Raw genomic sequence first — 11,933 nt, 5'->3', positions numbered from 1 at the left:
TGTTTTTGTCGATTTATAGTCAAATCTTTCAAATCATGGGTCAACCGATGATCCTATTGAGCCAAAATGATCGCGAAGTACGGATTGAAGATGCCAATCAAGCCTTCCTGCGCTTAACCGGTTACACACTAGCAGAGCTGCAATCCAAAAAAAGCAGCTATCTGCTTAAAAAATATAGGATTGATAATGCAAGACAAGTGTTAAAAAGTGAAGTAGGAATCTATACGAAGCTGGAGCGTCAAATTTCGGTACGAATTGATCAGCAGCCCTTGCCAACATGCAGCCAAGACGGTACGATTCGCGCAGTTATTACGTTCGAGGATTTGAGCCCGTATAAATGGATTGATCAGCAGGCGGAAAAAAACAAAGTGATGATCAGCGGGATCGTAGACAGCCATCAGCATGTCCGATTTTTGAGGGATGGGCTCGCCCCCCTGCTATTTGAACCTGACCGCAAGCTAAATGACGAAACGCTGATGCAATTCATTGCCGATACGGATCATGGATTAATGAGGGATGTTATACAGGAAACTTATCTGCATAAGAAAGAGAAAAGCATAAAGCTAAAGACAAGCAAGCAAAGCGGCATTGAGCTTGAGATGTCGGTCACGTTTGCCCCCATCCTCGACGGTTATGGTGAAGTGTCGGAGTTTGCTTTCGTCATCTGGGATTTGCGTCCGGTAGACGAAAAAATCGAAGCCTCCGTAAAGCTGCGCATATGGATGGCCAAAAGAGACGTAACGGCCGGCCACCTTTCTGCTTCAACCGGCATTTCCATTCAAACGATCTCGAAGCTGCGAAACGGAAAAATTTTAAAGCCCCAAAGACTCACAGCAGAGCTGATCGCTTCGGAGCTTCAAATTGAGGTTCATGAAATATGGTCAGAAACTAGAAAATAAGACTACTGGATAAATGACGTGAGCTCATCGGTATAAAACAGATGCAGCTCATGCATCGCTCTCGTGCATGCAGTATAAAACAGCTTTCTCTCGCTTTCTTGCCCATAGCAATTTTGGCTTGCATTGCTAATCAGCACAGCATCAAATTCGACACCTTTCGCAAGATACGAGGGAATGACAATAATACCTTTTTCAAAAGTAACCGTTTCTTTCTCGACAAGTCGAAGCTTTGGAAGATAGATCTGCAAGGCTGCATGCACGCGGTTGCTTTCGGCAGCCGTTTTACATATGACCGCTATCGATTGATAACCCGATCTCACCAATTGATCGATTCGTTCCTTCATCTGCTGCACAAGCTGCGAATCATCTTCTGCCTTCGTTATTGTTGGCTCTTCGCCATCTCGGTTGAAAGGCTCGATCTGGTCGCCCCCTTCAATCATTCGGCTCGTGAAGGCTACGATTGGCCGAGTTGAGCGATAGCTTCTTGTAAGAACAATCTTCTCCGTTTCTTCCTCGCTATAAAGCTCCGACAACGGTTCAAATCCATTGCCAGCGACAGCATGTGCGAATATCGACTGATTTAAATCGCCAAGCACGGTCATTTTACAGTTAGGAAAAATCCGCTTAAGGTAATGATACTGAAACGGCGAATAATCCTGAGCCTCATCAATAAATAGATGCTTTACCGACGTGTTGGTATGAAAGCCTTCCAGCTTTTCTTTTAAGTACAAGTACGGCGTAGCATCCTCATAGAAAATATTGCCGCTGCTCAGCATGGCGATCGTTTGCTTGCTTATTTCCTTCCACTTATCTGGAAGCTGATGCTCGCTTGCCTGCAAGCGATCCAATAATATTTGATTATTGTCGAACAAACGCCGATAGATTGCCGGAACGTCAAGAAATGACAAACGCTTCACTCTTCTGCGCAGCTTTTTGAATTTCGCCTGCACGACCATAGCAGCCAAATAATCATGCTCCGCATCAAAATCATCGAAGGAATTGCCCGCAAACCGATTTTTTCGCTGCAGCTCTTCAAAGGCTTTGGCATACGCCTCTTGATCGAGCAGCTCAATCTGCTCCTTCACCCAATCCTGCTCACGTTCCAGCCGGCTAAGCTTAGTCAGCTCCTTCAGCATCCATTCCGCCGTTAAGCGCATGCGGTTGCCGATCGAAATCGAATGATCGCATTTATAAAATTGCTCTGCAATATCCGACTGAGAAATCAACGTGCGTCCTTTAAATGTAACAGCTTTAAACACCAGGCCTTCATGACCGAGCGCTGCTGCATAACCATCGATCAGATGCATGAAGGCTGCACTGGACTTGTAAGTAATCGCTGCAATTCGAGCTTCATATTCGTTATCGCGGTCAGCAGCCAGCGTGTATTCCATCTGCGAAAAAGGATCTTCAAGCGCAAACGTGTCACCGAGTCTATGCTCTAGGTATTGCTGGTAGGTCGTTTGCTGCATATTTTGCTCGCCAAGCTCAGGCAGTACCGTTGCAACATAGCTGTTGAACATCGGATTGGGGGAAAACAAAACGATTTGGTCGGCGTTCAGCCAGCCCCTATACCGATACAGCAGATAGGCTACGCGCTGCAGAGCGGCTGACGTTTTACCGCTTCCCGCAGCTCCCTGTACGATGAGCAGCCGGGCCCGTTCGTTACGAATGATGCGGTTCTGCTCCCGCTGGATCGTCGCAACGATACTTTTCATCTGAGCGTCGGATTGCTTTCCTAATACCTCTTGAAGCAGCTCGTCGCCTATGGTGACGCCTGTATCGAACATGCTGCGAATTTGTCCATCGCGAATAATATATTGACGTTTGAGCGACATCTCGCCGTTAATCGATCCGCTCGGCGTCTCATATTGTGCCGGACCCGGGCCGTAATCATAATAAAGGCTGGAGACTGGCGCACGCCAGTCGTAGATTAAGTAATCATAACCGCTCTCATCAAGCAGCGATCCGACACCTAAATAAATCGGTTCCGGCTTCGCTTGCCCTTGCTCTACAAAATCGATTCGGCCGAAATACGGGGAATGCTCCAGCTTTAACAGCGTTTTGAGCTGCTCCTCCGCATGCCGGTGGCTTCTTTCACGTTCAGACAGTACTTCTGCCTGCTGCTTCATGCTTGCGTGCGACTCGGCAGATTCTGCCGCATCCTCGAAATTAAGCGTTACATCGTCCCAAAAATTACGGCGTATATCGACAATATCCTCACGCATACCGCCAACCTGTTTTTGAAATTCCTCTATACGTGAGCGGATGATTCCCGTCACATCATTTACACGCTGCTGTTCCTGCTGCAACTGTTCATTTGGATTCGTCATGACAACACTCCTTAGCTATTTAGTAAGGTTGACCAGTTCATAATCATACCATGCTTAAAACGGAACATCCATTCTACCATCTTCTGGCGCTCAAGTGAAACGCCTATGAAAATCTATTGCCGCACTCATAAGAAGCGTTTATAATGACAAAGGCAGAAAAACAAGTCAATAGTTACACTATTCTTGCAATCCGCGGTTCGAAAACTCCCGCGTTATCAAAACTAGGAGGTTATTTGCAGTATGTTTAATTTGTGGTTCGGCGCGATCTTTATGCTCGTGCATTTTTCATTATTCCTTCTGTCCTATCGTTTTTTTGGGCGAATAGGCATATACGCTTGGATCGGCATGGCCACCGTGCTAGCTAATATTCAAGTTGTAAAAACAATCGACATCCACGCATTCGGTATCGTAATAGCGATTACGCTTGGGAATACCATGTACGGAACGATTTATTTGGCCTCTGACCTATTGAATGAGAAATATGGAGAAAAAGCTGCAAAAAAGGCCGTGTGGTTCGGTTTCTTCACGCTCATTGCCACTACTATTATTATGCAAATGGCACTTCTCTTTAATCCGCTGAATGAACCATTTCCGCTTGAGGTGCAGGGCGCGCTGGAAACGTTGTTCGGTCTAATGCCCCGGATTGCTTTAGGCAGCTTATGCGCATATTTTGTCAGTCAGTTTCTTGACGTTAAAATCTATTCTGTATTAAAGCGTCTATGTCCTGCCCCGAATCAGCTATGGATTCGCAACAACGGAAGCACTGCCGTAAGCCAGCTAGTTGATACGTTCATCTTTTGTACGATCGCCTTTGCCGGCGCAGACGGCTATGATCATAAGCTTTGGCTTTCGATTTTCTTGTCGACTTACGTCATAAAATTTATCGTATCGCTTTGTTCGACACCATTTTTGTATGCGGCAAGAAGCTTCACCTTTAAAGCGGATGAGGCAGGTACGGGCAGTTAAGCCAAATCAGGATACAAAAGCGGGACTGCCTTCTGCCAGGCATCCCGCTTTTTTTTCGTACTTATGGCATAAACCCAATATCATCGAGCATCACTTTTCCAGGACCATTAACAAATCGGAACGTAATCCGGCTTATTTCCTGAACAGCAATTGCTTTCTCCTCTGTGCCGAATTCCTCAATGGGCAGCACATAGGTTTGAAACACAGGCTCGGTAGATTCCTTGTACTTCTCTTCCTTCATTCGCTCTTCAAGCCATGACAGAGACATAAAGGCCGTGTAAGAAGGAGGCGAAACCGGCATAATATCGGCTAGTTCCAGCTCCCTGCTTTCTCCATCCTCTGTTATTAGCTCGATTTCAACTTCCGGCAGCGGCGGCAGCACTACATCCTCTTCCGTATCATTAGTCACCTCTGCCTTGCCAGCTGCTTCCGCTTGTGAGATGAGATCACGCTCTAGGTTCGCCATGGAGAAGACAAAATTGCCTTCTGCAATGCCATCCGCTTCTGTTCTCATGCTAAGAGGAATTTCCAGCTCATACTCTGCACCAGGCTTACTCCACTCCAATTCCATTCCTTTTGTGCCCTTGTTTTTTCGGTCCCGGTCCTCTGCAGATACGATCTGCCACTCCTTCATTCCGGTCGCACTTGCCTTTCCGCCGTCCTTTAAAACCGTTTTTCGTTTGCCATCGTCGTAACGAGCGATTTCGGTAAATGACGCTTTCTCATACCGATTCGTATATAGGGTATCCGGCAGCCATGCCAGTCCGGTCCGATAATCTCTAAACAAAGGCTCGTAGCGCTCATCGCCAAGCAATGTCGCCTGCAGAAATGCCGACACATAAACCTTGGATATTTGACGCTGCTCCTCCGCTTCCAATAGATTTTGGCGATTCAAAAACAAGCCGCCCGGCGGACGCTCGTCCATTCTTCCCCAGTCTGAATTGAATTGGCTATGGTTTGCATCTCCAATATATAAGGCTGCTTTAAACTTGCCTAATTGCCCCATGAAGGTTGTTCGGCTATATTGTCGGTCACCGTAAAAATTGTTGACATCGGCATCTCTGGCTCCTTGAAGCGTCAAGTAGTTAACATCGGTTAACCGTGCCGATTTATCGTCAACCTGCTTGTCCGTCGGCGCTATCGCAATAACGGATTTAATAGCTATGCCTTTTAGGCTGTCCATCGTTTTATCTTCATTAAACCATCGTTCTGCATCCGCAGCCATCGCAACGGCCTGACCGCCTCGTGAATGTCCAATCAGAGCCACCTGCTCAAAATCTACTCGATCCGAAAAAAGGTTTCCTGTTGCTTCGTTTAACTGCTTAATTTGCTGCAGATGCTTCAGCAGGAGCCATGCCCGCACCTTCATATCATTATTCGGAATGCCTGACCACACGGAATAATTGAGAAAGTTCTCATCTACAGAAACCGCAATTATGCCTTTGCTTGCAAGCATTTCACCAAGGTAGCCATATCCGCCATCTGAGAAATATTCCATAAGATGATTGCCATGAACGATTAGCGCAATTGGAAAAGGGCCAACACCCTCAGGCATCCATACCCGGCCATTTAAAGGAAGATCATGCTCATCGAAGCCCCAAAACCGCGTCTTGAGTGATGACCATTTCGTAATATAAGTTGACGCATCGACGGCTGCAGACAGCACATCGGCCCCATCCGCAAAAATCGCTCGATGCTTGTCCTTTCCACTTCCATAAGTAAAAGCTTGAAAGGCGAACTTTCCTGGTTCGGCTGGATTAGGCGCCTCCAATGCAGCAACGCTGTCGGCTGAAGCTTGATCGTTTTGAACGCTCTCTCTTTGCGGCAAAGGAGCCGGCCCCGCCCAATCCATAGTTGCGAAGGCAACAGCAATAATACAGGCAAAACAAAATGCAAGAATGGCCTTGCTCCCTGATCTTATTTTCATTTTGATTAAGATGCCAAGCAAGCAGCCAGCGAGAGCGCCCGTTAGCGAGAACGCCAATGAGACAATAATCGACATAAGAATGCCGAGCTCTGCAAAATATAAAATAAGATAGGTCTCGACCGACACGTAAAGCAAAACTGATGTGAATCTAAGCGGCAAAGACAAATACATAAGATTAAGAAGGAAGGATAGCAATACGGCAGCTAAACTCATAGCAGCAGTGTTAATGGCCAAGAATACGATAATGTCTATTGCAGTACCTAATCCTGTCGGCATCCCGAGCACAGCAGCCAGCATCGATAAGGATCCGAATAATGCGGTGCTGCCTGTAGCGATTCGCCATACAAAATGATCATGGGCGTTCCTTGTCGAATAGCGGAGGCTTAGCCAAATCTTCATTTTTTCCCATTTGCTTGGCTCGGGCAGCTGCTGCTCCGTATCTTGTATGCCTAATTCCATAAATCCCCCTTCACAGACAGCCAATTCCTCCCGTCTCGGCTCTGAATATCTACCGGCACCTCAAAAAAATCACTCATTAATGTCGAAGTCAGTACGTCTTTTGTCTCGTCGGCCGCAAAGACTTGTCCATCCTTAATTAAGAGCGTTTTCGTAAACACGGGCAAAATCTCCTCGACATGATGCGTTACATAAATAATTGTGGGTGCATTCTTCTCCGCTGCAACGGCGGCAACCATCTGCAGCAGCTGCTCGCGGGCAAATACATCAAGACCGGTGCAAGGCTCATCTAAAATCAGAAGCTTTGGCGATGCCATAAGCGCCCTTGCAATTAACACCCGCTGTCGTTCGCCTTGAGACATTGTATCATAGGTTCTTTCCATCAAAGCTGTACAGCCCAGCGCCTTCATCAAAGCTTCAGCTCGCTTCATATCCTCGGTATCGGTCTGATCGTATAAACCAATTGTAGCAAACTTGCCGCTTAGCACAATCTTTATCGCGGTTTCGCTGCCGTACAGCTTCTGCTGCAGCGATGTGCTGACCCAGCCGATGTTTTTGCGAAGCTCACGCAAATCAAATTCGCCAAATGTTTTGCCGAGCACCGCCATGCTGCCTTCAGTTGGCCAAATATAACCGTTAATCATATTCAGAAGGGTCGTTTTTCCAGAGCCATTCAGCCCAAGCAGGCACCAATGCTCACCTTCGTTTACTTGCCAGTTAATATTTTGCAAAATCTGTATTTGGTTTCGATCCCATGATACGTTTTGGATGTCTATAATCATCGTTAACTCTCCTATCTGTTGACAGCACCGTTTCCCTTAAATTTGACTTGGCCAATAATATCGACCATTATAAGCATATACATAAATGTTAGTTCAGGAGTGATCTGCAATGAAAACCAATCAGCTAAAGCAATGGGCTCATTTTTTTCTTACCTATAAATTTGCGCTGGATGCCGTAGAAACGAAACTTAACATTTTAAACGAGGAATTTCAATTTATTCATGACTACAATCCGATCGAGCATATGAAGACTAGAATTAAAGCGCCGGAAAGCGTCATGCAGAAGCTTCAACGCAAAGGGCTGGAAATAACGCTTGAAGATGCTAAAGAGCATATTCGCGATATTGCAGGTGTACGCGTCATCTGCTCCTTCTCAACCGACATTTATCAAATCGTCGATATGATCAGCAAGCAAAGCGACGTACGAGTCGTTGAGGTTAAGGATTACGTCATCAATCCAAAGCCTAACGGCTACCAGAGCATTCATTTGCTAATCGAAATCCCTGTCTTCCTGACCGATCGGACAGAAAACGTTCTCGTCGAAATTCAGATTCGCACAATTGCGATGGATTTCTGGGCGAGCTTGGAGCACAAGATCTATTATAAATTTAATGAACAAATTCCGCCACATATTCAGGAGCAGCTCAAGGGCTCGGCCGATATGATCCATTTGCTCGACAGACAAATGCTAGCCTTGAATGTAGAGGTGCAGAAGCATCGCGAGCAAGCCTTGAAATAAACAAATAAGCTCCCTCCCATTTACTGGGAAGGAGCTTATTTGTTTATTCCATTTAGGTAATCGCGTAGTAAAAGGGCACGATAATTAAATTTAAAGCAAGAGCAATAAGTCCGATCGCCATAGCCCAACCACCGAGTCCGCGAGCGCCTTGTCGATATGCAATGAAACCAAGCACTGCTGCTGTAGCTCCCATCAATATCGGCCAAATAAACCATGACGCAATCGCAAATACGAGCGACACCCAACCAAGCGCATATCCGCCTGTACGGGCATCTGCACGTTCCGTTCGTTCAACGTACCGGTCTTCTCTCCGCTCCGTGTGCACAGCTGGATTGCTAACAGCAAAATCTGCTGCCATTTCTTCATTTACATCAGGCAAGCTATCCGTCCCCATAACAGGATGGCTTGTTTCTGCTGAGTGATCCCGATCATCCAACAGCTTCCTATAATCGTCTTCATATTTACCCATCGACCATCACTCCTTTGGTTTAAAGGTAAGGCAGCACGTTGATTTGGATTTATCAGCTTCATCCTGATGTAGTCGTCCCAGCTCTTCGCCAGCAAATTCTTCATTGATATTGGCACCTGCATGCTGATCAATTTCGATATTGATTGCACTTGCTCCGCAATTGTTGCCTTCCTTCCAGAAGCTGCAGTTAGCGACGCTACAAGTTACGCCTTTTGGCATAAAAAAAATCACCTCCACTATCAAGTTTCCCTGACCGGAGGTGATTCATTCTGCCTTATTTTTGTCCTTGCATGCGGCGCTGCGTCATGTAATCATTTTCGTAGTAAGCCAACTCGTCACGCAGTTCCTCGAAAATTTTTGAAATGTTAAGTACGATATCGCGGGAATCGCGGCTCGGCTTAAAGCGGAAGCGAATCGCATCCTGTCCCGTATAGGCGTAGCGACCGTCCTCGGAGTAGCATTCGTTTTTCGGATAGAAAAACGCGCTTACGCATTGATGGTAAACCTCATACAGCACGCGTTCCGCATAATCTGTATCAAAATTGGGCCGTCTGAGCAAAACTCCCAGCTTTTCAACTGCGACTTCAGAAAACACCAATAAATGTCTCAAATCGGATAATAGTCCTTTATAGAACGTTTGTGCTTCTTCACCTTGATCTTCATTCGTTAATGTGAGCAATGAATTGTTATTCAGAAACGGTTCAAGCTGATTTACCGCATCCTTTAGCTTCGTGCGGGTTGAATCGGTTAGCGCTTTGACGTTAGCAGATGGCATATAGGTAGTTCCCCTTTCATAGTCCAAACACGCGTAAAAACTACAATCATCATTATCGTACCACAAATTACATGGAAGTGGTACTGGCGATTCACTCTTTTGTCCGCATATTTTCCGCTTTGAAACCCGAACCTACAGATTAGACTTAGCTCAAATTAGAACGATCAATGGAGGTCTCAAGCATGTCTAGAAAATGGATAGGTGCCCTAACAATTTTAGCCTTAGTCGCCTTGCTTATACCTACATCACGTATTATTGCTCCAAAGGATGTTAAAAAAGCGCCTCAAACATCAAGCTTTTCCGCCAAGCGCGAGCATACGCTCAAATTAGCAACCCTTCAGGATGACATGAAGGCAACAGCTATGCTTTGCTCAACGGAATGCTCCAAAGATTTTCAAAAGCTTATGAGCGTGAGCATGGGCTCAAAAACAGCTGCCGATCAACAGATCAAGCATATGATGCATGAGCATATGCACATGTCCTATATTAGCTGGATATCCGGCAAGCGGAGCGTTAACCGCGGCACCCTGCCATCAACTGATAAGGGTCTAGCCGAAGCTTATGTCGCAGAAGCCAAAGCTCAGGTAAGCAAAGGAGCGAAATATGAGTCGCCAGCCTTTTCTGCAAAGAATGGCAGCCGGTATATGGTTCTTGGAGTACCTGATTCCAAGCATGTCAGTATCGGTGTTGTTGGTGTCATCAAGCAGGATATCGTAAAATCAGTCGAGAAGCACCAAATGCGCAATCTTCGGCTCATTCCCTATCCGGCAGAAGGCAACTACAAAATTGAATCCGTAAAGCCGAATTCAACGATTGATACGACCGTTCGTAACGGCGAGGACAACGGCAACGCAAGCCATTATCATGTACGCGATGTTGTCGTCCATTTCACTAAGCCACTGACGCCGGACGAGATGGATCGCGTAAAGAAGGACATCCAAGCTGAGTCGGTCAAGCAAATCGGAGATACGTTCGTATTCCGTTCCAAAAGCATTGAAGCCGATAAGCTTGTCCATTATTTCAAGCAATCTTGGAATACAGAGTATACGGAGCCGCATTACTTGTATTTGACGAATGAAACAGATTCCATCATTCCAAATGATGCTCTTTATTCGGAGTATCAATGGAATTTGCCGTCTATCGAAACGGAGAAGGGCTGGAATGTATCGAAGGGCAGTGACCAAGTCGTAATAGCTGTGCTTGATACGGGTGTACAAAGCAACCATCCCGATTTGAAAGGCAAACTCACTGAAGGGACAAACATAGTAAATGAAGGTACAGATCCAGATGATGATGTAGGACATGGTACGCATGTATCTGGCATTATCGGCGCGTCAGTTAACAATGGCGAGGGAGTAGCCGGATTGTCTTGGTATAACAAAATTATGCCCGTCAAGGTGCTCGACAGCAGCGGTGCAGGTTCCACCTACTCCGTTGCTCAAGGTATTATCTGGGCAGTTGACCATGGCGCCAAAGTCATTAATATGAGCTTGGGCAATTACGCACAAGCAGATTTCCTGCATGATGCCATCAAGTATGCTTACGAGCATGACGTCGTTATGATCGCAGCCAGCGGCAACGACAATACCGATCGGCCAGGCTACCCAGCTGCCTATCCTGAGGTGTTCGCAGTAGCAGCAACGAACAGCAGCAAAGAAAAGGCTTCCTTCTCCAACTACGGTGACTACATTGACGTTGCAGCGCCTGGGGACAGCATCGCAAGCACCTATCCCGGCAGTCAATATGCAGCATTGTCAGGCACATCTATGGCAAGTCCGCATGTCGCTGCGCTAGCTGGCTTGATCCGTTCCGTCAATCCAGAGCTATCAAACGTCGAGGTTATGGAAATTATGAGGAAATCAGCCATTGATTTGGGCGACAAGGGCAAGGACAATTATTTCGGTTACGGTGAAATTGACGTCGACAAGGCGCTTCACGCCGCTTCAAAATTCGGAGGCGCTCTTCAAACGTATCCAGATCAAGTTAAACGCAGACTAGATCGGATCGCTTCCAAATACGACAAATAATAAATCAGATAAACACAATAAAGCACCCATCGCATGCGATGGGTGCTCTTTGTTGTTGTAGTTTGTCGTGCGGAAAGTTTGCCGTAAGCCGGGTTCTGTACTTCTGGTGGTCCAAACGGGAACGACCCTCCCACGATGAAGCGACAATCATCTATCTAGGCCGTACATTGCTGCACGGCTCCAGCAACCAACCCGGACGCGCCTCAGGCTAAGGCTGCAGCTTAGGGGCTGCGGCGTCCTCTCGGTCTTGCTCCAGATGGGGTTTACCAGGAACATAGTCACCTATGCTCCTCGTGGTCTCTTACACCACGGTTCCACCCTTACCTGTACCGGCTGTAAAGCCGGCCATCGGCGGTCCATTTCTGTGGCACTATCCTTCAGCTCGCGCTGACTGGACGTTATCCAGCATCCTGCCCTGCGGAGCCCGGACTTTCCTCTCGCGGCAACAAGGCCGCCAGCGATTGTCTGTCAAACTTTCCGTGGCATCGTTAAGTATACAAGGTATTTCGCAAAAGCTCAACCCTGAAGTAAATGCCAACTTATCCATCCAACCATTTATTTAT

At 46.7% G+C, this 11,933-nt stretch carries 10 protein-coding genes and 1 other RNA gene; 4 read left to right on the top strand and 7 right to left on the bottom strand.

The window, feature by feature from the left end:
* Positions 1-5: 5 nt before the first annotated feature.
* The gene (locus HI950_RS01280) at positions 6-899 is read left to right on the top strand and encodes a PAS domain S-box protein (protein ID WP_169081944.1); all 894 of its coding nucleotides are present in this window, start codon (positions 6-8) and stop codon (positions 897-899) included.
* 2 nt (positions 900-901) lie between these two features.
* Here HI950_RS01280 and helD read toward each other — a convergent pair whose 3' ends face one another.
* On the bottom strand, positions 902-3,229 hold the full coding sequence (gene helD / locus HI950_RS01275) for an RNA polymerase recycling motor HelD (protein ID WP_169081945.1): 2,328 nt from the start codon (positions 3,227-3,229) through the stop codon (positions 902-904).
* A 240-nt stretch (positions 3,230-3,469) separates the two neighbouring features.
* On the opposite strand from helD, the gene HI950_RS01270 reads away from it, so the two are divergent.
* Complete coding sequence (locus tag HI950_RS01270; protein ID WP_169081946.1) at positions 3,470-4,195, top strand: queuosine precursor transporter; 726 nt, start codon at positions 3,470-3,472, stop codon at positions 4,193-4,195.
* A 61-nt stretch (positions 4,196-4,256) separates the two neighbouring features.
* Here the strand turns inward: HI950_RS01270 and HI950_RS01265 are convergent, their stop codons facing one another.
* Both HI950_RS01265 and HI950_RS01260 read right to left on the bottom strand, forming a co-directional pair.
* Positions 4,257-6,581, bottom strand: coding sequence for an alpha/beta hydrolase (locus tag HI950_RS01265; protein ID WP_169081947.1), 2,325 nt, complete (start codon positions 6,579-6,581; stop codon positions 4,257-4,259).
* Entirely contained in the window at positions 6,572-7,360 is a 789-nt protein-coding gene (locus tag HI950_RS01260; protein WP_169081948.1) for an ABC transporter ATP-binding protein, read from the bottom strand. The genes HI950_RS01265 and HI950_RS01260 overlap by 10 nt, the downstream gene beginning before the upstream one ends.
* A 109-nt stretch (positions 7,361-7,469) precedes the next feature.
* Here HI950_RS01260 and HI950_RS01255 point away from each other — a divergent pair, with 109 nt between their 5' ends.
* Positions 7,470-8,099, top strand: coding sequence for a GTP pyrophosphokinase (locus HI950_RS01255; RefSeq protein WP_169081949.1), 630 nt, complete (start codon positions 7,470-7,472; stop codon positions 8,097-8,099).
* Positions 8,100-8,151: 52 nt separating this feature from the next.
* Here the strand turns inward: HI950_RS01255 and HI950_RS01250 are convergent, their stop codons facing one another.
* Genes HI950_RS01250 through HI950_RS01240 form a run of 3 tightly spaced genes read right to left on the bottom strand, consistent with a single transcriptional unit; the run spans position 8,152 to position 9,343 of the window.
* The gene (locus HI950_RS01250) at positions 8,152-8,568 is read right to left on the bottom strand and encodes a DUF4190 domain-containing protein (RefSeq protein ID WP_169081950.1); all 417 of its coding nucleotides are present in this window, start codon (positions 8,566-8,568) and stop codon (positions 8,152-8,154) included.
* A 6-nt stretch (positions 8,569-8,574) separates the two neighbouring features.
* Complete coding sequence (locus tag HI950_RS01245) at positions 8,575-8,787, bottom strand: DUF1540 domain-containing protein (RefSeq protein WP_169081951.1); 213 nt, start codon at positions 8,785-8,787, stop codon at positions 8,575-8,577.
* A 55-nt stretch (positions 8,788-8,842) separates the two neighbouring features.
* Positions 8,843-9,343, bottom strand: coding sequence for a YpuI family protein (locus HI950_RS01240; RefSeq protein WP_169081952.1), 501 nt, complete (start codon positions 9,341-9,343; stop codon positions 8,843-8,845).
* A gap of 182 nt (positions 9,344-9,525) precedes the next feature.
* On the opposite strand from HI950_RS01240, the gene HI950_RS01235 reads away from it, so the two are divergent.
* Entirely contained in the window at positions 9,526-11,370 is a 1,845-nt protein-coding gene (locus tag HI950_RS01235) for a S8 family peptidase (RefSeq protein ID WP_169081953.1), read from the top strand.
* 69 nt (positions 11,371-11,439) lie between these two features.
* On the opposite strand, the gene rnpB is transcribed toward HI950_RS01235, so the two are convergent.
* Positions 11,440-11,847, bottom strand: an RNA gene (gene rnpB / locus HI950_RS01230) — RNase P RNA component class A.
* Between the last annotated feature and the right edge of the window lie 86 nt (positions 11,848-11,933).

This window comes from Paenibacillus sp. PL91, from assembly GCF_012935325.2.
GTDB lineage: Bacteria > Bacillota > Bacilli > Paenibacillales > Paenibacillaceae > Pristimantibacillus.
Note: the sequence above shows the minus strand (reverse complement) of the source record. Positions and strands in the feature narration are given on the sequence as shown.

Excerpts from the sequence above, each read along its gene's own strand:
- HI950_RS01235 (WP_169081953.1), top strand. The coding sequence starts at position 9,526 with ATGTCTAGAAAATGGATAGGTGCCCTAACAATTTTAGCCTTAGTCGCC.
- HI950_RS01270 (WP_169081946.1), top strand. The coding sequence starts at position 3,470 with ATGTTTAATTTGTGGTTCGGCGCGATCTTTATGCTCGTGCATTTTTCA.
- HI950_RS01240 (WP_169081952.1), bottom strand. The coding sequence starts at position 9,343 with ATGCCATCTGCTAACGTCAAAGCGCTAACCGATTCAACCCGCACGAAG.
- helD (WP_169081945.1), bottom strand. The coding sequence starts at position 3,229 with ATGACGAATCCAAATGAACAGTTGCAGCAGGAACAGCAGCGTGTAAAT.
- HI950_RS01255 (WP_169081949.1), top strand. The coding sequence starts at position 7,470 with ATGAAAACCAATCAGCTAAAGCAATGGGCTCATTTTTTTCTTACCTAT.
- HI950_RS01245 (WP_169081951.1), bottom strand. The coding sequence starts at position 8,787 with ATGCCAAAAGGCGTAACTTGTAGCGTCGCTAACTGCAGCTTCTGGAAG.
- HI950_RS01250 (WP_169081950.1), bottom strand. The coding sequence starts at position 8,568 with ATGGGTAAATATGAAGACGATTATAGGAAGCTGTTGGATGATCGGGAT.
- HI950_RS01260 (WP_169081948.1), bottom strand. The coding sequence starts at position 7,360 with ATGATTATAGACATCCAAAACGTATCATGGGATCGAAACCAAATACAG.
- HI950_RS01265 (WP_169081947.1), bottom strand. The coding sequence starts at position 6,581 with ATGGAATTAGGCATACAAGATACGGAGCAGCAGCTGCCCGAGCCAAGC.